Origin of the sequence: Phascolarctobacterium faecium, from assembly GCF_003945365.1 — a bacterium.
Classification (GTDB): Bacteria; Bacillota; Negativicutes; order Acidaminococcales; family Acidaminococcaceae; genus Phascolarctobacterium; species Phascolarctobacterium faecium.
On sequence record NZ_AP019004.1, the window covers coordinates 103,098 to 128,742 of the forward strand.

Below are 25,645 nucleotides of genomic sequence, written 5' to 3' on the forward strand. Positions count from 1 at the left end.
TCCTATTTATCCAGCAGGCTGCCTACGGTAGTCGCTTTATTGGTAACTTCCGTTTTGTCATCGGCAATCCCGGCAGCTTTCATACCAAGGCCTTCAAGCATTTCCTTAACTTCGCCTTCACCGGAAATGAAATGTTCTGCTTCAGCAGGATCAAGATAACGCAGCAAAGTCATCAACTCACCGACATGGGCTTTTTCTTCGTCACGAATATCGGAAATAACCATTTTTGCCACTTCGTCATCAGTAGCCTGTACATGGGCATCATACAAGTAAATAGCTTCCAGCTCACCTGCAATATCCAGACGTACGGCTTGGATCAATTCTTCTTTGGTTAACTTTCTGTTGACATTACCTTGAAACGGGTTTGCAAAATTTGGCATTACTGCCACCACCTTTCAAAATTTTGATTTATTTGCAGTGTGTAATCGCAACAAATAAAAATTATCTTTTACTATATTATAGCACTGAGAATTTAAAAAAGCAATTAACTTTTCGGCCCTAACCGCTGTTTTAAATTCTCCTTACAGTTTTATTATAACACCGCCACGTTTTTCTACAAGTCCACAACCTGTTTTCTGACAGCTATTTTACACTTTTAACTTATTTTTTTGTTAAGATAATCACTTAAAAAAACTAAAAAACGGTCTCATTTTCAAATGAGACCGTTTTTACTCAGGAAAAACATTTTAAAAGCAGTGTCCAAACTGCAGGAACAATAAGCGCCGGCAGCATATTCAAGGTCTTAAACTTTTTTAATTCTAAAATCGCAAACCCGGAGCTCATAATAAAAACTCCGCCGATAATCGAAATTTCTGTCATCAGCTCAGCTGTCAAAAATGGCGCCAGCCAACCGGCCAGCAGATAGATCGACCCCTGCCAGCAAAACAGTACGACTCCTGCCAAGGCTATGCCGATGCCATATGCGGAAGCCAAAACCATCGAAGCTACAAAATCAAGCGTAGCATTAGTAAAAAGATAAGTGTTATTACCATACAGCGCGCTTTCTATCGGCCCCAGAATAGACAGGGTCCCGATACAGAAAAGCAGTATTGCCGTAGACAGCCCCTGACCAAGGTCGGACCCGCCTTTGAACCGCCCTGCCAGACGCTGGAAGCGGCCGTCGATATCAAGCAAAGTACCGATAATGCTGCCCAGCGCCAGACTAAGAATGAACAAGACGGGAAACCTACTCTGAGGCATATTGCTGACTACTGCATTAGCTCCCAGAGCAACAGTAGCCAATCCCAACGCATCAAAGAGTGCTTTTTTGTAATTTTCTTTGATCCCCTGTCTGAACACACTGCCAAGCACGCTGCCAGCAATGATCGTGCTTGTATTGACGATAGTCCCCAGCATTAATCCATTCCCCCATTTATTACGCTTCGTATCTTTATATTATATGCGTTCCAGCGTCTATAAACAACTATAGAAGTTCTCCATAGCGCTTGATATAAAGTTTTTTCATCATCGTAGCCAAAAGCATATATGCCAAAGTAATAGCGGCCAGCCAGCTAAAATATTCACCAGGCAGCGAAGCCAGCCCGATAGCATGTCCCACCGCTGTAAACGGTATCACTGTCAGCACTGCGATACCAATAAATGTAAGTAATGTCACAGGCGCTGAAGCGCGGCTCTGCAGGAAGGGAATCTTTGGCGTTCTGATCATATGGATAACCAGCGTCTGCGTCCACATTGACTCAACAAACCAACCAGCCTGAAAAACAGCGATATATAATGCCTGCTGGGCAGGATCACTCAGTTCGTGAAACAAATGGCCGCCGACAACGGCCGGACAAATGATGAAATACATCAGTGCATAGGTCAAAATATCGAAAACAGAACTTGTAGGACCGATCCAAAGCATAAATTTGCTGACACTGGAAGCATCCCATTTTCTGGGCTTGGTCAAAAACTCTTTGTCCACATTATCCCAGGGAATCGCCGTACAGGAGATATCGTAAATCAGATTCAGCAAAATCAGATGTATCGACGCCATCGGCAGGAAGGGCAGAAAAGCACTGGCGATCAAAACCGAAAAAATATTACCAAAATTAGACGAAGCCGTCATCTTGATATATTTAATCATATTAGCATAGGTTTTACGGCCTTCAAGAATACCCTTTTCCAAAACCAGCAAATCTTTTTCCAGTAAAATTACATCCGCCGATTCCTTGGCAATATCCACGGCCGTATCGACAGAAATACCAACATCAGAGGCTTTCATGGCCGCCGCATCGTTGATGCCATCGCCGAGATAACCTACAGAATGTCCATTTTCACGCAGCAGGCGTACTACTCTGGCTTTCTGCGCCGGCGCCAATTTGGCAAAAACAGTGGTATACTCTGCCGCTGCCGCCAATTCTTCGTTGCTCATAGCTTCCACCTCAGAACCCAACAGCATTTTTTCTGCTGCAAGTCCTACATGACGGCAAACACATTTTGTGACCTTTTCATTGTCCCCTGTCAGTATTTTCACGGCAACACCATGCTCCTGCAAAGCCCTGATTGCAGCTGCAGTCGTTTCTTTGGGCGGATCCAGAAAAGCCAGATAACCGATCAAAACCATTTCGTTCTCGTCTGCTATCGAAAAAGCTCCTATCGGCGAAGGATTGGTTTTCTGCGCTACGGCAATGACTCTCAAGCCATCGGCATTAAGCGCATCCACTTTTTCCATAACCAGCTTTTTCATAGAAGCCGTCAGCGGCACTACACGCCCTGCATATTCGACAAAAGCCGAAATATTCAGCATTTCCTCTACGGCGCCCTTGGTGATCATTTGCGTTTTCCCATTCCGGTCTTCTACTACCACACTCATCCGGCGCCGTTCAAAATCAAAGGGCAGCTCATCTACCTTCTGGTAAAAATGTTCCAGATCGCCCAGCTGATCTTTGTTTTCTTCCTCTTCCAGTTTCGTCCTGCTGATAATGGCAATATCCATCAAATTTTTCAGACCCGTCTGATAATAACTGTTTAAAAAGGCATGCCGCAATACCCGCGGCGCTTCTTTTCCTTCAATATCCAGATGATATTCCAGTACAACCTTATCCTGCGTCAGCGTACCGGTCTTATCAGTGCAGAGAATGTCAATAGATCCAAGGTTCTGGATCGAATTTAAATTTTTGATAATAACTTTTTCTCTGGACATTGCGACTGCACCCTTAGCCAGACAGGTCGTCACAATCATCGGCAGCATTTCAGGTGTCAGCCCTACGGCCACGGAAATTGCAAACAAGGCCGCATTCATCCAGTCACCTTTGGTAAAGCCGTTGATAAACAAAACTACCGGCACCATGACCAGCATAAAACGTATCAAAACCCAGGAAACAGAATTGACACCTTTTTCGAAGCTGGTTTTCGGAGGCTTGCTGTTCAGTGCCTTGGCCATTTCGCCCAAAAGCGTATCATTGCCCACTGCTACGGCAACTCCTACCGCTGTACCGCTGATGACATTACTGCCCATAAAGGCCAGATTAGGTTCTTCTGTTATAGAAGCTGCCTGAACATCCAGGCAAAGATATTTCTCTACCGGTTCACTTTCACCGGTCAATGCCGACTGACTGACAAACAAATCCCTGGCAAAAATAATACGGATATCAGCAGGTACCATATCGCCCGCCGATAAATGAACAAGATCACCGACGACGACTTCGTCCAGTGGTATCTCCTGCTGACCCGTTTCCATTCTTTCCACACAGGTCGTAGTTTCGATCATAGCCGATAATTTAGCCGCCGCGTTACCGCTTCTCGTTTCCTGCACAAAACGCAGGATACCGGAAATCATAACCATCGTCGTAATAATAATCACAGTAACGGCGTCTTCTTCACCCGGATCAGCCAGCCAGATATCTGTAAAAGCCGATACTGCCGCCAAAACAAACAAAATCGCTGTAAAAGGATTAATAAAAGCTTTGCAGATACGCGTGAACAGAGATTCTTTTTGTCCATGCGTCACAACATTATCGCCATACCGTTCACGAGCCTGCTCTACCATACCGGATGGCAATCCTTTGCCAGTCGTTCCCAAATACTTCAGAACTGTGTTCACGTCATGAGCTGCAGCAAAACGCAGTCTTTCATTGACCTTCTCACGATGCAGGATTTCCTGCGGGTTATTTTTTAAAAACAGTAATTTCTTTTTCATTGTTTTCTACCTCCTTACGGTTTTACTGCATACTTTCAGGAAAGTAGGACACACAACGAAAAGACAAAGTATTTATATGTAATTGTCGCGGAAGAACAGACGCCCTGACGGCAGACCGCTTCCTGGTTCTTCGCCTTTTGGTTTTATGCCCCTACTGCCTCCTGCGTCCATTCTTCTCACCTCACTTTTTTATAAAATATCTATAATAAAAATTCTGCGGCTGGCCGCGGCAAATAAAAAAACCGCGTCAATGCTTAAACAAAGACGCGGCAATAAAACAAATTTACCTTACAGTTCAATCAGAACCGGCCCTGTTCAAGCTTTAACTCCACAGGGCGGTGAAATTGCATTAGATTATGCCTTGTTGTCGACATAGCCTGTTCAAACCTGCTCATGGTGTCTCCACCACTCCGCGGCAGCAATCCATATCCCTGTGGTAGCCTCACCTACCAGAATATCCAGCTCCTAAATTATATATTAGGCTATTTAAATTTGTCAATACTTTATTCATTTACAAATCATATTTTCTTTATTCTGCAATAAACCGCGCAGTAAAAACAGAAACTGACGGGTATCGAACGGTTTGGCAACATGTGCATCCATGCCCTGTTCCAGTGACTGTTCCACATCATTTTCCAGCACGTCTGCCGTCATCGCTATTATAACAACCGAGATAGCATCCGGACGCGGCAATGCTCTGATAGCAGCAGCAGCCTGATAACCGTTCATCCTTGGCATTCTGATGTCCATCAAAACTGCGTCATAAGTAAACGGCTCTGCCTCGCAAAATAAATCGACCGCCTCTTCATCATCGCTCGCTGTAGCAAATTCGGCCCCAACATTACGCAACAGCTCACAAACAATTTCCATATTTATTTCATTATCTTCTACTACCAGCAGTCTGTAACCATGCAGATCGATCTCATCAGTTACAAGCGTTTGCTGCAAAACAGAGGCCTTGGCAAGACGCAGATCAAACCAGAAGCGACTGCCGACCCCAAATGTACTGACAAGCTTGATCTCACTGCCCATCATATGAGCCAGCTTCTGCGAAATGGCCAGACCCAGTCCCGTTCCTCCATAAAAAGCATCTGTACTGCGTCCGCCCTGATTAAATGCCTCAAAAATACATTGTCTATTGCTTTCTTTTATACCGATTCCCTCATCTTCTAAGACAAACCGGACCAGCATGCTCTCATCATCCTGTTCAAGCATATCGCATTTTAAAACAACTTTTTTATCTTTAGCTGTAAACTTTACTGCATTGGCTCCTAAATTTACCATGATCTGCTGCAGTCTTCTGCTGTCAGCGTACACAGAACAATCTGCAACATTTACCTTCCGCTGTAAAAGAACACCCTTTTTTTCTGCCAGCGACTGCAGAATATCCAGGGTCGAAAAGATGATACTGTGCAGTGAAACTATCTGCGGCGTCAGCTGCAATTTGTCATTTTCTATTTTGGACATATCCAAAACATCATCTACTAATGCAGCCAGATGCCTGGACGCAGTATCGATCTTCTCCAAACAATCTAATACGGGCTGGCTGTCAGCAGCGCGCAGCTTTGCAATATCGCTCATTCCGACAATCGCGTTAATCGGCGTGCGTATCTCATGCGACATCCGCGACAGAAATTCGCTTTTAGCATTATGTGCGTATTCAGCAGCGCTTCTAGCCCGTTCCGCTGCAGCCAGTGCTTCAGCCAAACTATTATTAAACCTGGCCTGCTGGCGGTTCTTCAAAAATAGAAAAATACCCGTAAAACTCAAAGCCAATACCGCAAAAAATACTGTTCCGGCAACAAGAAAATTATTTTTAATAAATTCCCGCCAGTCCAATGCTCTGTGTTTAACGATGCTGTTATCTAAAATTATTTTATCCAGAGCACCTGCATCCAGCTTTTGGATTGATTTATTAAAAATACTCAATACCTCCGGCGGACATTTTTTAGAAATGCCGAAACCTACAGGTATTTCCATACTTACCGTCATTACAGGCATCAGGCTGGCATATTTGCTCAGATACCTGTTAGTTGTCATCACAATAGAATTGCCCAGCATAATATCGGCCTCGCCGTTGACCACCATTTCCAGACAGCTTTCTAAAGTGTCGCCATCAACAATCTGCCACTGCGGGTATTTCTGCCTGATGTAATCTGCAGTGCCTATAAATGAAGTTTTCATAGCTACTTTCAAACGGCTGTTAAAATCAAAGCTTTCTCCGCGCCTACCCAAAATCAGATAATTTTCTTTTAGAAAGCTGTCTGTGTGCAGAAAATCGTATTGGGCCTCCAATTCTTTCGTCCAGACGATTCCGGAAATAACATCAGCTCTGCCGTCAGCCAGCAATTCCCACGACGAGGCCATATCAGGAGTGTAGGTCATTTCCATCGTTAAACCGCTGTTCTGAGCCAATAATTTCAGCACATCCTGATAAGTGCCTTTATAAACGCCGTTTTTACCGTCCAGCCATTCCATCGGATAATTATCGGCATCACCGACAACACGCAGCGGTGCGGCTGTCTGGATATAAGCAAGTTCCGCCCTGGTAAACCCCTTGGCCAACTTGTCGGCACGTCCGTAAAAATTCTCGTACAACGCAGCAGTAAAATAAGGATTTTCCAGCGTTATCGCCCGCATCGCCTGATCCAGCTGCTCCATTAATGCCGTATTGTTTTTTCCCGTAATGATATACGCAGGCAGATAATCAAATTTAGCAACCAGCTTTTTATCTTCGTCAAGCACACAATTCCCACTCATAATAGCATCGATCTTACCGGCAGCCAATGCTTCATTGACTTCGGCACCACTGCTGTAATAAAATTTCTGAACGCTGATGCCTTTACTCCCCACAAACTTGTCAAAACATAAATTAAGATAGTTGCCTTTGATCATGCCTAATCGTTTACCCTGCAACGACTGATAATCCTGATATAAAATATCGCTGTTGGTACCGGACGTATAAATAGCAGCAAAATCTAAAATACAGTTCTGCCTGCTGAAAAGGAAATCCGCCGCCCGCTGCTCGCTGTACTGGGCTGGAAAAGTAAAATCGGCTTCACCGTTTTTCACCCACTCCAGACACTGTTCCCACGAACCGCTTTTATATTCATAAGTCCAGCCGGTATGTTCGGCAATTGCATCAAATAGAGCTACGCCATAACCTGCCAGCCGTCCTTCTTTGATACCGACAAAATTATCAATATCCGAATAGGCTATGCGTACTGTATTAGAAGCACCTGCACTGTTGACTACCAGCAGAACAAACAGCATCAACACAGCAGTCAATATTCTTTTCAGCATCCTAAATACCTCCCCAGCCAAAACATCGAACAATATTATTCAAGTAAACATTTGCGTATAATAATAATTATATCACTTTTATTTGTTTATATAAATATTTATTATCTTTCAGACATTTATTATGATCGAAGATAAAAAAACAAAGGTCAACCAACTCCTGGCTGACCTCTGCTGCAAATCTTATTTATTGTCTTAAATTTTCTTCCTCAAATTTTAAGCATCTTTCCTCATAACCATCTATTTTCATATCTAACCGTTCCAGTACAGCCTGCATAGCTACTATCTTGTCGGCAAGCTGCTGTCTTTGCTCTACTAAAAGAGCTTTACGGGCAGCAATCGTCTCCTTGCCCAAGCGGAACATCGCCACATATTCAATCAGCATTTCTACCGGAATACCAACACCGCGCATGCACTTAATAAATTCTACCCAATTACAATCTTTTTCATCATAATCACGAATACCGCTGCTGCTGCGCTTGACCGGCGGTATCAGGCCAATTCGTTCATAATAACGCAGCGTATCAGCTGTCAAGCCAAACGTTTTACTGACTTCTGCAATCGTCATAGAGCAACACCTCCTCCTGCGATTATTTTAACACCTGGAGTCAACTCCAAGTCAAGCAATAATTTATTTTTAAGATTGTTTAAGTTATTACATACCAAACACTTTCACTGCTTCCTGCATATTTTGGATAACTGTAACTTTAAATGGACAGCGTTTCTCACAAGCACCGCATTTCACGCACTCCCCGGCATGATGCCGCAGCGCAGCATAATGTTCGCGTACTGTTTCAGGAACACTGTTCTGCGCTTTGGTAAGATTCAAAAATTTAGTTACTGCTGCCACATCTATTCCCTGCGGACAGGGAGCACAATGTCCGCAATACATGCAGTGCCCTTCCCAGCTGATTTTCGGTAAAGCGGCAAAAGCAGCCGCATAATCCTTTTCAACATCAGCAGCCGTAGTATATTCAAGACATTTTTCCAGCTCGTCAACAGTATGCGCTCCCGACATCACTGCCGCTACTCCGGGACGCGTCAAAGCATAGTGCAGACACTGATTAACAGTCAAAGCTTTTCCTGCCGGCGAAAGCTCTTCATCCAGCAAATCACCGCCGCCAAAAGCTTTCATTACGGTTATAGCGACGCCCAGGCGGCTGCAGGTTTCATACAGCGCTTCCCGCTCCGGATCCATATTCACAAGCTTCCTGTCATAATTTTTCCCATCCCAAAGCGCATAACAGTCTTCATTCGCCGGCTGCAGGTCATAGCAGGGATTAACGCTGAACATCAGTACATCGATCAAACCGCTTTGTACAGCCTGCATAGCTGCGGCAGGATTATGGCTGCTCAAGCCGATATATCTGATTTTTCCCTGAGCCTGCATTTCTCTTGCATACGCCATTACCGGGCCACCAGCTACCGCTTCCCAATCTTCCAGAGAGTCCACATAATGGATCATCCCAATATCTATATAGTCCGTTGCCAGCCGTGTCAGCAGATCTTCAAAGCTCGCTTTCACTTCCCCGATCTCCCTGGTCCGCTTATACTGTCCCTCCTGCCAAACCGTACATAAATGTGCCTGTAAAACAAATTTACCGCGGCGGCCACGCAGCCATTTACCTAAACGGCTACGCATTTCCGGCTGCGGCGCATACAAATCAATACAGTTGATGCCGCCTTGCTCTGCCGCATTCAGCAGTTGCTCTGTTAAGGCACCTTCGTTGGCAACAAAGCCTTCGCACCCTAATGCTATCACACTGACTTTAATACCTGTCCGTCCCAATTCACGATATTCCATACTCTCAACACTCCTTCTCCTTAAAGCAATACCTTACCACCCAAAATCAACGTCAGCAGCAAGTACAAAAGCGGCTGATGCAGAAGATAGACTAACAAAGACCTCCGTCCGAAAAAACTCAGGCAGCCGCTGCCATAATCAAAGATCTTAGGCAATCCGCCCAGAGCTTCACAAAAACGCAGACAGTAATAACCTGCCAAATATAAAAAGAACCAGGGCATTAAAGAAAAATAATCACTGGAAAAAAATCCTGCTTCTGTAAATCCTACATAAGTAGTGAATTTATTCAGATACAGCTGCTCCGGTATTTTGAAAAAATTCCAATCCTCAAAACCTAAATAACCGTCGTTGATATTGCGGGTCAGAAAAAATAACATACCACTTGCTGTAATGCCCCAGACAGGAGCCAGCCTGCACAGCCGCCGGTCAAGCAGCTTCAGCAGCAGCATACCTGACCCCAGAAAGAATAAAACGCCAAAGGTAACCGCCTGGTCCGGCACAAAAATGTGCGTTATAAGCATCACCAGGACACTTCCCCCAAAAACCTGCACAGCACGCCGTACAGCCCTTTTCCCTAAAGGCCAGCAAAAGCCTGATAGAAAAATAAAACGCCAGCAAATACTTTGCTGCCACCAATAACACAAACTGCTATGAAACCAGGGCAAATCCTGCTCAAATAAATACACCAGGTCCCAAAAAAAATGATAGACGATCATCTCCAATAACAGCAGCCCTCGCAGACTGTCCAGCAAGGCGTATCTTTTTTCATTATTCAGCCCCCGCATAACAAACCTTCCCCCATATATACTTTAAAGCAGAAACTTTAGCTATCTAATTTCACGTCGCTGTAATATTCTCTGCTATGGTAAAATAAACACTATTTTTTTCTACAAACACCTATGCGTTCCTCTTTTATCAATCATAACACTTAAAGCTCACTCCAAGTCAAGATACAAATAAAAATTTTCCCTGTATCCTGCTTTAAATTGCTGTTGTTTTATTTTCCTCCAGTAATTTTAATATGAATATCCTCTAACCCTTCGTCCATCTTATCCCAACAAAAAACAGCAGGCCTTATAGGCCTGCTGTTTTCATTATTTCTATACTATCATTTTTTATAGCCGCACTTCGGGCAAACACCATTTTCATTCAAGGCAATACCACACAGCGGGCAACGATCAATTTGATTCTTGGTTGTGAACTCTGCCGAAGCAGTATTGACACCGCTGACAAAAGTTATTTTCGCAATATTGAGTTTGTCTTTAAGCAGATCATAAACGATCTTAATCATGCCCTCGACAGTCATAGTTTCTTTTGTAACCACAAGACGACAATCCGGGTATGCTGTTGCCAGCTCTGTCTTGAAAGCCGCACCTTTCATCTGGTTCTGCGGAGCGCCATTACGGATACCCTGTTTTTCGTAAACATCAAGTACTGCCGGCAGTAGCGGATCATCTTCCCTCAAAATCAGTGCATGATCGAAGTTCTTTAAAACGTCCCAGGCAGTTTTTTGAATTTCATTACAGGGAAATACCATATTGACACCTGGTTCGACAGAATCTTCCACCTCAATAGTCAGAATACCTGAATGTCCATGCAGATACTGTGCTTCACCTTTAAACCCATAAAATCTATGGGCATATTGCAGGTCTAATGTTGTAATACTTCTCATGTCTTTATCCTCCTATATTTTTTATTTACGGGGTCAGCGCCCGAATACGCATTTGTTAATCGAAATATCCCAGTCTGTTATCTGCTGTTAATGATATTTTCTTTAGTATTAATATAATATTATTTTCTGTTTTTGTCAATAACTTTTTAGTTTTTAATTCTATTAGAAAATTAATATCCTTTATTGTTTCATATATTATACATTAATCTTAATTATTTCTCCACCAGTTCCTACCAGCCTCAAATAAAAAATACACTCGCTAGCCCCTGAACTTTAATAGTTCAATAATCAGCAAGTGTAAAAAATAAAAGCTGCAGAATCTAACGATTCTACAGCTTTATAATTTGATTGGTGCGAGTGACAGGAGTCGAACCTGCACGCCGAAGGCGCTAGATCCTAAGTCTAGTGCGTCTGCCAGTTCCGCCACACTCGCAAACAGGCAAAAAAAATGGTGATCCACCCGCGACTCGAACGCGGGACACCCTGATTAAAAGTCAGGTGCTCTACCGACTGAGCTAGTGGATCACATTGGCTGGGGCGGCTGGACTCGAACCAACGCATGCGGGAGTCAAAGTCCCGTGCCTTACCGACTTGGCTACGCCCCAAGGATAGAAACCGGATAATTATGGGGTGACTGGAGGGGATCGAACCCTCGAGTAACGGAGCCACAATCCGCCGTGTTAACCGCTTCACCACAGCCACCAAATTGTCCAAACTTAATAGCTTGGCGACGAATGTTATTCTACCATAGCCACTAGTTTATGTCAATCTTTTTTATAAACTTTTTTACATTTTTTTGCAGGGATTATTATTTGCAGACAGCGATTGCTTCTATTTCAACTTTAACACCTTTCGGCAGTCCCGCAACCTGTACGCAGGAACGCGCAGGAGCGTTTTCAGCAAACTTTTCACCGTAAATGCTGTTAACAACGCCAAAATCTTCCATATCAGTCAAAAAAACAGTGGTTTTTACCACATCGTCAAAAGTCAAACCTGCCTCAGACAATACGCCTTCCATATTTTTCAAGACTCTGATCGTCTGCGCTTCAATACCTTCATCTACTACTTCGCCTGTTTCAGGAACCAAAGCTATCTGACCTGACATATACAACATACCATTAGCCATAACAGCCTGAGAATAAGGCCCGATAGCAGCCGGTGCATTTTCAGTCTTAATAATTTTTTTCATTTGATTTACCTCCATTTAATACTTATCTAAAATATTTTTCAAATTTTACCATCAGCGGCAAAATAAGCCTGTGCCCAGGCCAGTGCAGTTGGTGTCTGTGCCAGTCCGCCTTCCGCCGTTTCCTTGAGCGTGCAGGGCAAACGATCGCCTACTGACTTCATCGCATCAATGGCTTCGTCTGCAGGGATAAAGCTTGTGATACCAGCCAGAGCCAATTCTGCTGCCAGCAACGCCTGTGCAGCGGCACCGCCGTTTCGTTTGATACACGGCACTTCTACCAGACCGGCAACAGGGTCACAAACAAGCCCCAGCATATTTTTGAATACTATCGCCACTGCATGTCCTACCTGTTCCGGAGTGCCTCCCAGCACATCTACAGCGGCACCGGCCGCCATAGCCGCACCGCTGCCGCATTCAGCCTGACAGCCGCCCATAGCGCCCGACAGTGAAGCGCGGCTGGCTATGACCATACCAATATTACCAGCCACTACCAAAGCTTCAGCCATTTGCCGTCCGTTCAAATTGTAATGCTGCTTCAATGCCAAAAGTACTCCCGGCAGAACGCCGCTGGCTCCGGCGGTAGGAGCGGCGACGATACGTCCCATCGCCGCATTGCATTCACCTACAGCCATGGCATAAGCCACAGCATCGTTAACGACACCGCCTAAAATATTTTTATAATTTTCAGACTGTCTGGCCTCCTGCAGCTTTTTAGCAGCACCACCAGTCAGGCCGCTGTGTGAACTTACCCCGGTCAGACCGAATGCTGCCGATTCTTCCATTACCTGCAGCATTGTCTGCATCTGCTCCAGTATAGCATCTTCACTCAGTTCAAGCTCTTCGCTGCTGAGCTTCAGCAGATAAGTATGTAACGGAACACCCTGATCAGCTGCGGCCTCAATCCAGGTCCTTAAAGAAATTTTCTCGTTAATCACGCTGCACCTCACAAAACATTACGGATGAACCGCACCGACTGCATAGGTTCCAAAGCAGCAACCAGATTGATTATCGGCTCCGGCACGACCTGGTCACATTCAATGACCATCGTTGCCAACCCGCCTTTATTCGCCCTGAAAACCCGCATACCGGCAATATTGATACCGGCACTTGCCAAAGCGCTGCTGACCAGGGAAATAACACCAGGCTTATCCTTATGCAAGGTAAGGATCGCCGGCAGCTTACCGCTCAGTTCTACAGCCGCACCGTCAATAGAAGTTACCAGAACCTGTCCGCCGCCAATAGAAGAACCAATAACTTCGCATTTTCTGCCATCTGCAGCTGTCAATTTAAAATAGACCGTATTGGGATGTGTCAGATCACCTAGATTGATCGTGGAAAATGCGTATTCCAAGCCCTGCTTCTGCGCAAAATCCATTGCCTGCGGAATCCTGGCATCATCCGGCAGCCAGCCCATCAGTCCCGCAAGAAGCGCCATATCCGTGCCATGGCCGCGGTAAGTTTGAGCAAAGCTCCCATGCAAAGCAATCTGCGCCTTTACCGGCCAGGCCCCCAGAATGCTGATTGCCAATAACGATAAACGTACGGCTCCAGCCGTATGCGAGCTGGACGGACCAATCATTACCGGTCCGATAACATCAAATATATTCATAATAACCTCACTGCTTTTACTATTGCGTCCTTATTCCACATTATCCAGCGAACGATGCGCCAGACCTACACACAACTCATTGAGATTGAGCACGCCTACCGCCATATAAATAGCAACGCACAAATGCTCACCGCAGCGGGCAATACCGATCTTGCCGCCGACATTAAAGCCCAAAGCCTTGGTTTTCACCTGCTCTAAAGCCGCATGAGCAGCTCCTGCTACCGCACCGGCGCCAACATGCGTATCTGAAACCAGGCCCTGCCTCTGCGCTGCCACTACAGCACGTTCAACAATCTTGACAATAGACGGAATAAATTCCCCGCCAAAATCGACCGCTGTCGAACGAATACCCTGTTCAGCCAGTTCCTGCTTGATCCTCTGCTCTTCGCTGCGTGAACCTGTAACAGCTATTTTCAGAGCCGCACGGCCGATTTCAATACTGGTGAGTTTGCTGTCGGTCATAATATCAAGCCTCTTCCTCTACATATTCCGGTACTTTAATCGGAGTTTTATCAACAACTGCCACTATTAAAAAGGTTACAATACAAATAAGCCATTCAAAATAAATTACATGCTGCAGAACATGGAGCGCCGGTACAAATTCCCAGACCACCAGCCCTAAAAGTCCGACCAGCGTTGTATAAAAAGCACTGCTTCTGCGGCACAGCCCCGGCGCAAACACAGTAAATAAAAAGACACAGGTCAGAGCGGTAGTCATCGACAGACCGGCAATCATGGTCTTCAAAATACCTGCGGCATTGAAAGCAAACCATAAGGTTATCAAACCAACCCCGAAAATAGTCAGACGATTGACAGTGACAAATTTTTCATCGCTGACAGAAGGATTAATAAAACGTTTGTAAATATCCTGACTGAACAAAGTGCCCGCCCCCAAAAGGATCGTGCAGGCAGTAGAAACATCGGCCGCCCACAAGGCAGCCAGCGTCGTTCCTGATGCCACCGGGTTCAGACTCATAACGACTTTCGGCAGAGCCATAGTCGCCGTAATATCCGGGAAAGAAACCTTCGCTACAATGCCGAGCAGCGCGCATAAAAATCCGATCGGGAAAATCAAAATGCCGCCTAAAAGAAAGCCTTTACGGGCAGTTTTGGCATCACGGGCACCACAAGCAATCTGCACCGGTCCCTGTGCCGTGATCGCTTGTGTGACCATAACTATGAACCAGCCGATAATGACCGCCATCGGTATACCAGCCAAAGGATCGAACCAATCCAGCGTCGGCGGCAGCTGAGCCGCAATATTCTCGATCCCGCCGGCATTATTGACGGCGGCAAAGCAGGAATACAGGACACCGACATAAATCAGACAAACGCTGACGATATTGGAAAGACCTGAGGACCACAGACCGCCGATCAGGGTGATGCCGATGAAAACAACGGCACTCATCATCATGCCGCCTTTAAAACTGAAAATGTCAGGCAGCAGCGAAGCCAGAATCGCCCCGCCCGCCAAATACTGCAGCGCCGTAATAACAGACATAATAATAACAAGACCAACCGCGCTGATGACACGACCTTTCGTATCATAGTATTTCTCAAAAAATTCCGGGATCGTAGAAATCTTCATCGCCCGCAGTTTCCCAGCGGCAACAAGCCCCATCACGACAGCCCCCGCTGCCCAGGCTGCATTATACCAGCCTGCCGCCATACCTACTTTAAAGGCATTTTCGGCAACGCCCACTGTAGAAGCCGCACCGACCGCAAGCCCCGTAATATTGACCGCGATCAGGCCGGCACTTAATTTACGCCCGGCAAACAAATATTCCGTCGAGCCTTTATCAGCCCGCCTTTTAACATAAAAACTGATACCAAACAAAAGCGCGATATACACGCACACGATAATCAACTGAATAGACAAATGCCACACTACCTTTCTACGCTGCTACATTGCTGCTTATTAAAACCACTCCGCGCCTCAGAAGGCGCCTGCTGCCATACTACCCTCCTACCCATCAAGTATGGATATAATTATATCAATTTTCTTCTGCAAAGTGAAGTAAAACAGCTTTTTAAAACACTTTTTTACTTTCTTTAGCTCATTTACATTCGCTGGCTGCCTTGTAAAATTTTTTATACTTTGCTGCCGGCAACAAGGATTTTAGATTTTTATGTCGAATGTAAAAAAGATTACAGAAGATTTATTTATCTGAAATTCCCTGATAAGTGAGGCTTAAATTTATGTATTCTTACAAAACCAGCGGCACCTGCTCTCAACAAATAAATTATGACATCGTTGACGGCAAGGTCCATAATGTTACTTTCGTCAACGGCTGCCCCGGCAATCTTAAAGCTATCGGCATCCTGGTAGAAGGACTTCCCGTTGAGGAAGTTGCCGCAAAACTGCGCGGCATTCACTGCGGCAACCGCAGCACCTCCTGCGGCGACCAGCTGGCTCAGGCCCTGGAGCAGCATCTAAACAAATAACAACATCGCAAATTCCAAGGAAAGGGGGCACCTGCAATGTATAAGATCCTCAAAAGTACACCAAACGGCATCGATGAGCTTGAGCTTGAACAATTAGAAAAGGGCTGCTGGATCGACATTGTCAGTCCCTCCCCTGAAGAACTGCATGAAATAGCCGCCGCTACTAAGATCCAGCTGGATTTTCTGACGGCCGCGCTTGACGAAGAAGAAAAATCGCGTATCGAAACCGAAGACGACCAGATCCTGATCCTGGTCGATATTCCTTTTTTACGCAGTAACAAAGACTACGACACACTGCCGCTCGGCATTATCATCGCTGAAGACTTTATTGTCACCGTCTGTCTGGAGCCTAACGCTGTTGTTGCTGACTTTTCTTCCTATAATCATCGTTTCTTCAGCACCTTCAAAAAAACGCGGTTCCTGTTCCAGATCCTTTATAAATCAGCTACTTTATATCTAAAGTATATTCGTATCATCATCAAACGTACTGATGAACTGGAGCAGCATCTGCGTAAATCCATGGAAAACTCCGAGTTATTCAACCTGCTGGATCTTCAGAAGTCACTGACCTACTTTACTACTTCCCTGCGCAGCAATTATATCGTTACTGAAAAACTGCTGCGTCTGCGTTCTACAAATCAGTCAGGACATTTGATCAAGCTCTACGAAGAAGACGAAGACCTTTTGGAAGACGTCATCATTGAATATAAGCAGGCTATTGAAATGGTTGAAATGTACAGCCATATTCTTAACAGCATGATGGAAGTATTTGCCTCTATCATCAGTAATAACCTGAACTTAGTTATGAAGTTCCTGGCTTCTGTAACCATTATTTTAGCTATCCCCACAACTATCGGCGGCTTATGGGGCATGAACGTTCCGGTGCCTCTGGAAGGTAACGAATTCGGTTTTGTCACCATCACTTCCATCGCCCTGCTGATTTCTGTAGGTACAGGCTACTGGTTGTGGAAACGCCGCATGTTCTAGGAGGATATTATGTCAAAAATACTAGCAGAACAATTATTGGCCGGTATTATTCTCGGCGATAACGATAATCAGGAATATATTTATCTTCCAGGCGGAGAAGTAGGAAGCGATACTCCCTGCTGTGTCTTTGAAAGCAAGTCCGGACGACAGGACCTGCCGCTGGATAAAGCCGTAGAACAGGCCAAGCGCCTGCATCTAAAACCCGTAGCGCATCCGGAAATGGGCCGGCGCTCATACTGAACCTGAAGAAGAAGACCCCGCTGCAATAATGCAGCGGGGTTATTTTTATGCTTTTTATTTTTTTACATAACGCTCCCAAAACTCGTCTTCAGGCAGCGGTCGGGCAAAATAATAACCCTGACCCAACTGACAGCCCAGCTTTTGCAAAACCTTGAGCTGCTCTTCATTTTCAATGCCCTCAGCCAAAGTCAGCGTATCGCCAAATTCACGGCACATAGAAACCGCCGCCTTAAACAAAATCTGCGTTTTAGGATTGTCTACGATACTGTCCGTAAGACTTTTGTCAAACTTTACCGTATCAAAATGCACCTGTGACAATAATTCCAGATTAGAAAAGCTAGTACCGAAATCGTCCATGGAAATACTGAAGCCAGCCTCATGCATCCGTTTGATCAAATCCACAAGCAGCTCTTTTTCCAGCAAACCAAAGCTTTCCGTGATCTCCACATCTATCAGACATGGATCAATACCATATTTCTTACAGATAGCCACACTGTTTTTGATTGTATCTTCCGCAATCAACGTTACCCGCGAAACATTTACAGACATCTTAAAAACTCTGCCGCCACGTTCACGCCAGTCTTTCAGCATCCGGCAGACTGTCTTCAGAACAAAGATGTCGATATAATTTATCAAACCATTTTCTTCGTAACCAGGAATAAAATTATCCGGCGCTATTATCACTCCCTGATCGTCGATTTTTCTGACCAGGGCCTCGGCACCTTCTATCAGACCTGTCTGCAGGTTTATTTTCGGCTGCAGGTAAACTTTGAACCTTCCTTCCGCGATCTCGGCCAACAGCCGGTGCGCGCTTTCTGCTTTATGATTATAATCGGCGGTCAGATTTTTATAGCCAAACGATTTTGTCGCTTCCATCACCGCATTTGCCTGAGATACCTTTTTATAAATATCCCGGCAATTATCGCTCCATAAGCTGCCGACCGAGACCCTGAAATCTGTCTCTGCACTGAATTTAGCTTTCAGCGCCGCTACTTTTGCTTCAAAATCCGCTTTATCCATATTCAGCGCCAAACTGACAAACTCATCACTGCCGACACGAAATGAATTAACGCCAAAAACACTTTTGATAAGTGCTGCTATCCTGATCAGGACCCTGTCACCCGAATGATAGCCCTTGGTTGCATTGATATTGCGCAGCCCGTTGATATCCATATCGACAATACCTATCTGCCGTATTTTCTTAATTTCTATATCCTTCAACAGACTGCTGTATTTCTCTCTATTATACAGTCCTGTAAGATTATCTACCCAACGGATCTGTTCCAATTTTTGATCCAGATATTTTTTCTGCTGTTCCAGTTCTTCTTCCTTAAAATTATATAGAATTTCAAAACGCAGACGACGCCCCATATAATTGAATAAAATACTCTTGACCTGTAAATAGCGCTGTACCGACGGCTGATATATTTCTTCCACAAACATGCGCTCTGTAGTCAGCAGATTATTTCGGCAGAACCTGCACTTGCTGTTCAGTCCCTGTAAAACCGTATAACATTTTTTACCGCAGTAGCTGTCATCTTCATAGGCCAGCTGCAACATGTCTTTCGCACTCTTATTCATATAAACAATTTCACAGGTATCAACATCAATCAGATAGATCGCTCTTGCTGTTTCTGTACGCGCTATTTGAGGAAATTCGTCGAAGCCCATCATTTTCGAGCTCATTTCTGCACCTCTTTTATAAATATTCCCAGTCGCAACTTTTACTTTAGTTTAAAAAAGCTTCTTCAGGATATTTATTTTTAACATTTTTAAAAGTTTGCATTTTGTTTATCCATTTGTATTATAACATCATTATAATATCTATTCAATATTTTTGGTTTTTTAGAATATTTTTATTCTTAAAACAACAAAAGGCGCTGTGTAATTTATACACAACGCCTCAAAGACCACTTTTATTTAATTACAATAACTGGCAGTTCGGATTCTTCGATCACCGTTTTACTGACACTGCTTTTTAAAAGCCCTTCCAAAGCTCCAAAGCCGCGGCTGCCAATAACAATGCTGTCACAGTTTTCGCGACGGCTCAGCTTAATTATTTCTTCAGCTGCTCTACTGCCGATAGCCAGCAGATAATCGCAGGGGATTTCCTGTTTGTCCATTAAGTGCTTGGCAGCGCCCAGCACCTCATTGCCGATCTGCATCACCGGCCCATTAGCACTGTAGACCAGTTCTTCTTCCAAAGGAGCACCGCCGACAGCTTTAATCCCCGGCTTAACGACCGTCAAAATAACCAGGTGTCCACCCGACAGCTTTGCCAGCGAAGCGGCATATTCCATGGCCCGCCAGGAATATTCAGTCCCGTCGATAGGTACGAGGATTTTTTTTAACATATTCATCATCCTTCATCAAAACTTTAAACACAGCTCCGTAATTATTTTACGATCAGTACCGGCACTGTTGCATACTGAGAAACCTTGGAACTGACGCTGCCCAGGAAAAATTCAGCAATGCCGCTGAGTCCGCGGCTGCCCAAAACGATCGCGTCGGCTTCCACTTTTTTGGACAAAGCGATAATCCGTTCCGACGGATGCCCTACTTCCATATCATATTCAACTTTATGCGGATAGGAGCCGACCATTTCTTTGGCCAGTTCCAAAACCTTATCACCGACTTTTTCCAATTCGCTGTTACCCTGATTAATCGTAGCATGGTCAAGCGGGACTGCCAAAAGAGCAGCATTATTATAAGGCTGGATTACGTTCACTACCAAAATTTCACTCTCAAATTTTTTACCGATCTCCAACGCATTATTCAATGCGCGCCATGCGGTTTCGGAACCGTCTACAGGTACTAAGATTTTTTTAAACATAATACGCACCTCCTGCTATCTTAACTGCTTTTAGAATATTCAAAATCAATAATAAGCTTATTGGTTTCACTGTTAATTTCTCTTTTTACAGCCTAAATTCCTGCTAAAGCAAAATTATTTAACTTTATTTTTTTTCGCCTGATGCTTCAGGGATTTTTTACTTACTTTTTTGATCTCTGATGGTGCCGGAGCATCATCCATACTGCCGCCTTTACCAAAACGGTAATACAGCAGCATTAATCCTAAAAGCAGCATCGGCAGCCCGCCGATAACATAACGGTATTCGGCCGGCGCAGTGATCGTCAGAAAATCATAACCAATGATCGCTATCGGCACAAGAATGATCTGCGAATAACGGCTTGCAGAACTCGTCGTTCCCATAAGACGGATCACCAGTCCGTAAGCCAGGAAGGCCACAGCAAAAGAAACAAAAGACATAAAGCATAAGAAAATAAAAAATTCCATAACAGCTCTCCTCGTTTAACGTTCTTCCCTGTCATAAGGCTGCCCCAGCGCCTGAGGCGCTGCCAGACGGCCCCCTTTGCGGGCCAGAACCAAAATCAAAACCACTATTGTAAAAATATATGGAAGCATATTCAAAATAAAAACAGATACGGGCAGGCCAACAACCTGCAAATGAAAGCCCAAAGCATCAATGCCGCCGAAAAGATACGAACCAAGCAGCGCACGCCAGGGATCCCACAGAGCAAAAATTACAAGTGCCACCGCGATCCAGCCGCGTCCGGCCGTCATATTTTCCAGCCAGCAGGGAGCATAAGCCAGCGACAAATACGCGCCGCCCAAACCGGCTAAAGCACCGCCCATGACCACATATAAATACCGCAGTCCAAAAACATTGACGCCTACAGCATCTACAGCAGCCGGATTTTCTCCCAAAGCCCTCATAAACAGCCCTGCTCTTGTACGGTACAGATAAAAAGCAACAGCAGCCACTAAAATATAACTGCAGTAAACCAGCAGATCCTGCCTGAACAGTACCGGCCCCAGCACCGGGATCTCACTGAGCCCCGGTACAGCCAGCTTACTGAAAACAACAGTCGCCTGCTGCCCCACATAATCCAAACCCAGATAACCGGATAGACCCGTGCCAAACAAGGTCAGCGCCAAACCGCTGACGACCTGGTTTGCCCGCAGGGTGACAGTCAGAAAAGCGTGTATCAGCGCCATCAATGAACCTGCCAGCAGCGCCATCCCAACACCACTTAGAAGACTGCCCGTCTGCTGAGCGGCAATGAACCCGGCACAGGCACCGACCAGCATCATCCCGTCCACACCCAGATTGGTAACACCAGCTCGCTCGGAAATCAGTTCACCCAGCGCAGCAAACAAAATAGGGGTACCGGCCGTAATAGAGGCAGCTAAAATTGAAATGAGCAATGTCTCATTCACTCTCTTCGCCTCCTTCATTTTTGATCAGGTGCAGCTGATAATTGGTAAAGATATCAGCGCCGACGACAAAGAATAAAATAGCTCCCTGCAGCATTGTTGCCACAGCCGAAGGAATCCCCAGTGTCTGCACCATAAACCCGCCGACATGGATAATCGCAAACAAAAAAGCTACTACGATAATCGCTGCCGGATGCAGCCGCGCCAGCCAGGCCACAATAATCGCCGTATAACCATAACCGGGACTGATACCCGGCTGCAGCTTGCCAACGATGCCGCTGACTTCAATCATGCCGCCCATCCCGCAGACAGCACCGCTTAGCAGCATCACCAGCAAAACATTTCTGGGAATATTGATCCCGGCATAACGGGCAGCCGTAGGATTGGAACCAATAACAAGTGTCTCGTAGCCCCAGCGGGAATCACGAAAAACTACTGCCAGAACTGCCGCTAAAACAAATACAATAATGATACCGGCATGTACGCGCAGATCTCTGAAAGAGGGCAGCAAAGCCGACTCGCTGAAGGCCGCTGTCAAAGGAAAATTCAAGCCCTTGGGATCACGCCACGCACCATAGACCAGATAATTGACCCATAAAATTGCAATATAATTCATCATCAGCGTCGTAATCAGTTCGCTGACCAGCCATTTAGTTTTGAACCACCCGGCTAAAAGTCCCCACATCCCGCCTGCCGCAGCTCCCAGCAGCAGCATGCCCGGCAGCATGATCATAGAAGGCAGGTCAGGATAAGTCAGCGGCAGCCAGCTGGCCGCACAGGCTCCCATATAAAACTGCCCTTCAGCGCCGATATTCCAGATCTGCATCCTGAAGGCAATGGCAATGCCTAATCCGCACATCGCCAGCGGTATCATTTTGACGATCGTTTCCGAAATACCATACTCAGAACCTAACGCACCGCTGAACATGGCATAATATACCTCAAAAGGATCGCGCCCCGTCACTGCAAAAAAGATACCGCAGAAAACCAGAGCGGCGAAAGCTGCCACCACCGGCACCAGCGAGCGCATCAGCGGACTGGGTGCCAGACGTTTTTCCATTACCAGCTTCATACGCCCGCACCTCCCGCTTCGGTAATACCCGCCATCAAAGCGCCGATTTTTTCTGTATCCATTTCGCTGACAGGGAATTCACCTAAAATCTGCCCGGCAAACATAACGCCTACACGATCAGCCAGCTTCGCGATTTCCTCCAGCTCTTCCGATACCAGAATGATCGCAGTCTGTTCTTCTTTCAGCTGCAGCAGCAGCTTGTGCACTGCTTCGATAGCACCTATATCCAAGCCGCGTACCGGGTACAGTACGATCATCAGCTTGGGTTTAGCGGCTATCTCGCGTCCCAGCAGCAGTTTTTGCAGATTGCCGCCGCTCATCATCTTCACCGGCTGGAAAATCGATCCCAGCTTCACATCAAAATCTTCTACGATACGTTTTGTCGCCGCTATAGCAGCTTCACGCCGAATCCGCCAGCCTTTGGAAAATTTACCGTCATATTCTTTCAAGATCACGTTATTGACAGAATCCAGATTTGGCACCAGCCCCATACCCAGACGATCCTCCGGCACATAACTGATACCTGCTTCGATCATTTCTTTCGGTTTTTTATTGGTAAGGTCCTGTCCGTAAAAAAATATTTTTCCGCCCATCGACGGCCGCAGTCCGGCAAGTACCTCAGCCAGCTCGCGCTGACCGTTGCCCGATACTCCGGCGATACCATAAATTTCACCAGCTCTGACTGCAAGCCTGACATTGTTCAGTCCAACCGTATTCATATCATTGAGAGCTGAAACCTGCTCCAGCTGCAGCACCACTTCACCGCAGTGCTCGCAGTTTTTTTCATAGGTATTCAGCACCTCGCGGCCGATCATCATCTGCACCAGCTTGTCGCGACGCATATCTTCTTTTGCGGCGCTGCCGGTTACACAGCCGCCGCGCAAAACAGTTACTCGGTCAGCCAATTCCTCGACTTCGTTGAGTTTGTGGGAAATAAAAACTACCGCACAGCCGTCGTCTGCCATCTTTCTCAGATTGACGAACAGCTCGCGTGTCTCCTGCGGCGTCAGAACAGCCGTAGGCTCATCCAGGATCAGCACCCGGCTGCGATGATAAAGCATCCGCAAGATCTCCACACGCTGTTTTTCTCCCACACCAAGCTGCCAGACATAGGCCCGCGGATCTACCTGCAGTCCATATTTCTCACCCAGACTTTCAATATCTGCTATGATCTGCTCCGGTTTCAGCAAAAAACCACCTTTGCTCTGGCTCAGAACGATATTCTCAGCTACCGTAAAAGATTCGATCAGTTTAAAATGCTGATGTACCATCCCGATACCGCTGGCAATGGCGTCAGCAGGCGAAGCAAACTTTACTTCCTCCCCGCCAACCATGATACAGCCTTCTGTAGGCTTGTAAAGACCTGTAAGGATACTCATCAAAGTACTTTTACCGCTGCCGTTTTCACCCAAGAGCGCATGTATCTCACCGGGATACAATTCCAAATTTATTTTATTGTTGGCGATAACGCCGGGAAACCGTTTCGTTATCTGCCGCATACTGATAAGAGGCAAGGTCATGACTTTGCTCCGTTCATCATAAAATTAATCCGCTCCTCCGCATAGCCGCGCGCCGATCTGGCGGGCAACATGGACTCCGCTCGCACTGGCCTGTGACAACCCCCTGGTGATACCGGCACCGTCGCCGACGGCGAACAGGTTCGGGATCTTAGTTTCCAGCTTATCATCAAGTTCCAGACGCGCACTGTAGAATTTTACCTCTACACCGTAAAGCAGGGTATCGGCATTAGCCATCCCCGGCGCCACCTTATCCAGCGCATAAATCATTTCGATGATATTATCCAAATGGCGTTTAGGCAGCACCAGGCTCAAATCGCCGGGCGTAGCCGACAAGGTAGGCTTAGTAAAGCTCTTTTCCAGACGTCTTTCATTAGTACGCCGGCCTTTGATCAAATCGCCGAAACGCTGCAGCAGCACGCCGCCGCCCAGCATATTGGAAAAAGAAGCGATACGTTTGCCGTATTGATGCGGTTCAGTAAACGGTTCTGTAAATTTATTGCTGACCAGTAAAGCAAAATTCGTATTATGACTGTGCAGCTTGGGATCGCGGAAGCTGTGCCCGTTGACTGTAATGATGCCGTCAGTATTTTCGGCCACTACATAACCGTTGGGATTCATGCAGAAAGTACGGACCAGATCATTATACTGCCGTGTCCGGTAGACCAGCTTAGCTTCATAGACTTCGTCAGTAATGTGTTTAAAGACCTGCGCCGGCACCTCTACCCGCACGCCTACGTCGACCTGATTGTTAATAAAGGACAATCCCAGTCCGCGGCACTGTTCGGTAAACCATTCCGCACCGGCACGTCCGGGAGCAGCGATCAGATAATCACAGCGAATATCAGCTTTGTCCTCGCCGCGAACGCCCAGTTCAAAACCGTCACCGTGCCGTTTGATAGTTTCCACATGGGTATTACAGCGGATCTCCATTCGCTCAGCCAGATATTTATAAATATGCTCCATAATAATAAGGTTATTTTCAGTCCCCAGATGCCGGACCTTGGCGTTTAAAAGATGCAGATCATGTCCCAGCGCCAGACCGCCGATAGTACTGTTCTTTGTGCTGAAATATTCGCCGGGAGCGCCATGACGGCAATTAAGCTCATCAACATAATCAATCAGCTCGATTACAGTCTTTTCCGGAATATACTCGCTCAGCCAGCCGCCGAATTCAGTCGTAAAATTATACTTACCGTCTGAAAAAGCACCGGCACCGCCAAAACCGCGCATGATATCACAAGGGACACAACGCAGGCAATGATCCACTTTTTTTGCAGCCAGCGGACATTGACGCCGTTCGATTGGATTGCCTTCCTCCAGCATGATCAGCCTGACCGTCGGATATTTCAGAGTAAATTCATAAGCTGCGAAAACAGCCGCAGGGCCACCGCCGATAATCGCTACATCATAGTTCTCGTACATAAAG

Annotated in this window: 24 protein-coding genes, 4 tRNA genes and 1 riboswitch; of the genes, 3 read left to right on the plus strand and 25 right to left on the minus strand. The window is 46.0% G+C overall.

Annotated features, from left to right (window positions below; all coding sequences use genetic code 11):
* Positions 1-2 precede the first annotated feature (2 nt).
* From PFJ30894_RS00460 to PFJ30894_RS00540, 17 genes are all read right to left on the minus strand, one after another.
* A complete protein-coding gene (locus PFJ30894_RS00460) occupies positions 3-380 on the minus strand; it encodes a demethoxyubiquinone hydroxylase family protein (protein WP_021718117.1) in 378 nt (125 codons plus the stop codon).
* A gap of 292 nt (positions 381-672) precedes the next feature.
* Complete coding sequence (locus PFJ30894_RS00465) at positions 673-1,356, minus strand: DUF554 domain-containing protein (RefSeq protein ID WP_046430942.1); 684 nt, start codon at positions 1,354-1,356, stop codon at positions 673-675.
* Between the two features lie 67 nt (positions 1,357-1,423).
* The gene (gene mgtA / locus PFJ30894_RS00470; RefSeq protein ID WP_021718119.1) at positions 1,424-4,141 is read right to left on the minus strand and encodes a magnesium-translocating P-type ATPase; all 2,718 of its coding nucleotides are present in this window, start codon (positions 4,139-4,141) and stop codon (positions 1,424-1,426) included.
* Between the two features lie 303 nt (positions 4,142-4,444).
* Positions 4,445-4,602: riboswitch (M-box (ykoK) riboswitch) on the minus strand.
* A 46-nt stretch (positions 4,603-4,648) separates the two neighbouring features.
* Positions 4,649-7,444 carry a transporter substrate-binding domain-containing protein gene (locus PFJ30894_RS00475; protein ID WP_125668754.1) on the minus strand — a complete coding sequence of 932 codons (2,796 nt, stop codon included), beginning with the start codon at positions 7,442-7,444 and terminating at the stop codon, positions 4,649-4,651.
* A 184-nt stretch (positions 7,445-7,628) separates the two neighbouring features.
* A complete protein-coding gene (locus PFJ30894_RS00480) occupies positions 7,629-8,009 on the minus strand; it encodes a MerR family transcriptional regulator (protein ID WP_021718122.1) in 381 nt (126 codons plus the stop codon).
* Between the two features lie 87 nt (positions 8,010-8,096).
* Positions 8,097-9,245, minus strand: a complete 1,149-nt coding sequence (locus PFJ30894_RS00485) for an aldo/keto reductase (protein ID WP_125668755.1) — start codon at positions 9,243-9,245, stop codon at positions 8,097-8,099.
* Between the two features lie 20 nt (positions 9,246-9,265).
* Positions 9,266-10,030 (minus strand): heparan-alpha-glucosaminide N-acetyltransferase domain-containing protein, encoded by a 765-nt coding sequence (locus PFJ30894_RS00490; RefSeq protein ID WP_125668756.1) that lies wholly within the window; start codon positions 10,028-10,030, stop codon positions 9,266-9,268.
* 323 nt (positions 10,031-10,353) lie between these two features.
* Positions 10,354-10,917 (minus strand): 6-carboxytetrahydropterin synthase, encoded by a 564-nt coding sequence (locus tag PFJ30894_RS00495; protein WP_021718125.1) that lies wholly within the window; start codon positions 10,915-10,917, stop codon positions 10,354-10,356.
* Between the two features lie 349 nt (positions 10,918-11,266).
* A tRNA-Leu gene (locus PFJ30894_RS00500) sits at positions 11,267-11,350 on the minus strand.
* A 16-nt stretch (positions 11,351-11,366) separates the two neighbouring features.
* Positions 11,367-11,442, minus strand: a tRNA-Lys gene (locus PFJ30894_RS00505).
* Between the two features lie 4 nt (positions 11,443-11,446).
* Positions 11,447-11,522: transfer RNA gene (locus PFJ30894_RS00510), tRNA-Gln, on the minus strand.
* A 21-nt stretch (positions 11,523-11,543) separates the two neighbouring features.
* Positions 11,544-11,619, minus strand: a tRNA-His gene (locus tag PFJ30894_RS00515).
* A gap of 106 nt (positions 11,620-11,725) precedes the next feature.
* On the minus strand, positions 11,726-12,106 hold the full coding sequence (locus PFJ30894_RS00520; protein ID WP_021718126.1) for a RidA family protein: 381 nt from the start codon (positions 12,104-12,106) through the stop codon (positions 11,726-11,728).
* Between the two features lie 38 nt (positions 12,107-12,144).
* Positions 12,145-13,038 (minus strand): L-serine ammonia-lyase, iron-sulfur-dependent, subunit alpha, encoded by an 894-nt coding sequence (gene sdaAA, locus PFJ30894_RS00525; RefSeq protein WP_125669904.1) that lies wholly within the window; start codon positions 13,036-13,038, stop codon positions 12,145-12,147.
* 11 nt (positions 13,039-13,049) lie between these two features.
* Entirely contained in the window at positions 13,050-13,715 is a 666-nt protein-coding gene (gene sdaAB / locus PFJ30894_RS00530; protein ID WP_113077437.1) for an L-serine ammonia-lyase, iron-sulfur-dependent subunit beta, read from the minus strand.
* 30 nt (positions 13,716-13,745) lie between these two features.
* Positions 13,746-14,177, minus strand: coding sequence for a HutP family protein (locus tag PFJ30894_RS00535; protein ID WP_021718129.1), 432 nt, complete (start codon positions 14,175-14,177; stop codon positions 13,746-13,748).
* Between the two features lie 4 nt (positions 14,178-14,181).
* Positions 14,182-15,594, minus strand: a complete 1,413-nt coding sequence (locus PFJ30894_RS00540) for a sodium:solute symporter family protein (protein WP_044491838.1) — start codon at positions 15,592-15,594, stop codon at positions 14,182-14,184.
* Positions 15,595-15,914: 320 nt separating this feature from the next.
* On the opposite strand from PFJ30894_RS00540, the gene PFJ30894_RS00545 reads away from it, so the two are divergent.
* The 3 genes from PFJ30894_RS00545 to PFJ30894_RS00555 are packed head-to-tail and all read left to right on the plus strand — an operon-like array spanning position 15,915 to position 17,387.
* Positions 15,915-16,160 carry a TIGR03905 family TSCPD domain-containing protein gene (locus PFJ30894_RS00545; RefSeq protein WP_021718131.1) on the plus strand — a complete coding sequence of 82 codons (246 nt, stop codon included), beginning with the start codon at positions 15,915-15,917 and terminating at the stop codon, positions 16,158-16,160.
* 36 nt (positions 16,161-16,196) lie between these two features.
* Entirely contained in the window at positions 16,197-17,147 is a 951-nt protein-coding gene (locus PFJ30894_RS00550; RefSeq protein WP_021718132.1) for a magnesium transporter CorA family protein, read from the plus strand.
* A 9-nt stretch (positions 17,148-17,156) separates the two neighbouring features.
* A complete protein-coding gene (locus PFJ30894_RS00555) occupies positions 17,157-17,387 on the plus strand; it encodes a hypothetical protein (RefSeq protein WP_113077439.1) in 231 nt (76 codons plus the stop codon).
* Positions 17,388-17,441: 54 nt separating this feature from the next.
* Here the strand turns inward: PFJ30894_RS00555 and PFJ30894_RS00560 are convergent, their stop codons facing one another.
* The 8 genes from PFJ30894_RS00560 to PFJ30894_RS00595 all read right to left on the minus strand — a co-directional run bounded on the left by PFJ30894_RS00560 (position 17,442) and on the right by PFJ30894_RS00595 (position 25,641).
* Complete coding sequence (locus PFJ30894_RS00560; RefSeq protein WP_125668757.1) at positions 17,442-19,073, minus strand: GGDEF domain-containing phosphodiesterase; 1,632 nt, start codon at positions 19,071-19,073, stop codon at positions 17,442-17,444.
* Positions 19,074-19,303: 230 nt separating this feature from the next.
* On the minus strand, positions 19,304-19,741 hold the full coding sequence (locus tag PFJ30894_RS00565) for a universal stress protein (RefSeq protein ID WP_021718135.1): 438 nt from the start codon (positions 19,739-19,741) through the stop codon (positions 19,304-19,306).
* Positions 19,742-19,782: 41 nt separating this feature from the next.
* The gene (locus PFJ30894_RS00570) at positions 19,783-20,220 is read right to left on the minus strand and encodes a universal stress protein (RefSeq protein ID WP_021718136.1); all 438 of its coding nucleotides are present in this window, start codon (positions 20,218-20,220) and stop codon (positions 19,783-19,785) included.
* A 114-nt stretch (positions 20,221-20,334) separates the two neighbouring features.
* Positions 20,335-20,685, minus strand: a complete 351-nt coding sequence (locus PFJ30894_RS00575) for a hypothetical protein (RefSeq protein WP_046430951.1) — start codon at positions 20,683-20,685, stop codon at positions 20,335-20,337.
* Positions 20,686-20,700: 15 nt separating this feature from the next.
* Positions 20,701-21,630 carry an ABC transporter permease gene (locus PFJ30894_RS00580; RefSeq protein ID WP_125668758.1) on the minus strand — a complete coding sequence of 310 codons (930 nt, stop codon included), beginning with the start codon at positions 21,628-21,630 and terminating at the stop codon, positions 20,701-20,703.
* The gene (locus tag PFJ30894_RS00585) at positions 21,623-22,699 is read right to left on the minus strand and encodes an ABC transporter permease (protein WP_125668759.1); all 1,077 of its coding nucleotides are present in this window, start codon (positions 22,697-22,699) and stop codon (positions 21,623-21,625) included. The genes PFJ30894_RS00580 and PFJ30894_RS00585 overlap by 8 nt, the downstream gene beginning before the upstream one ends.
* Complete coding sequence (locus PFJ30894_RS00590) at positions 22,696-24,219, minus strand: ABC transporter ATP-binding protein (RefSeq protein WP_125668760.1); 1,524 nt, start codon at positions 24,217-24,219, stop codon at positions 22,696-22,698. The genes PFJ30894_RS00585 and PFJ30894_RS00590 overlap by 4 nt, the downstream gene beginning before the upstream one ends.
* Positions 24,220-24,243: 24 nt before the next feature.
* Positions 24,244-25,641: an NAD(P)/FAD-dependent oxidoreductase gene (locus tag PFJ30894_RS00595; RefSeq protein ID WP_125668761.1), complete on the minus strand. Its 1,398-nt coding sequence runs from the start codon at positions 25,639-25,641 to the stop codon at positions 24,244-24,246.
* Positions 25,642-25,645 lie beyond the last annotated feature (4 nt).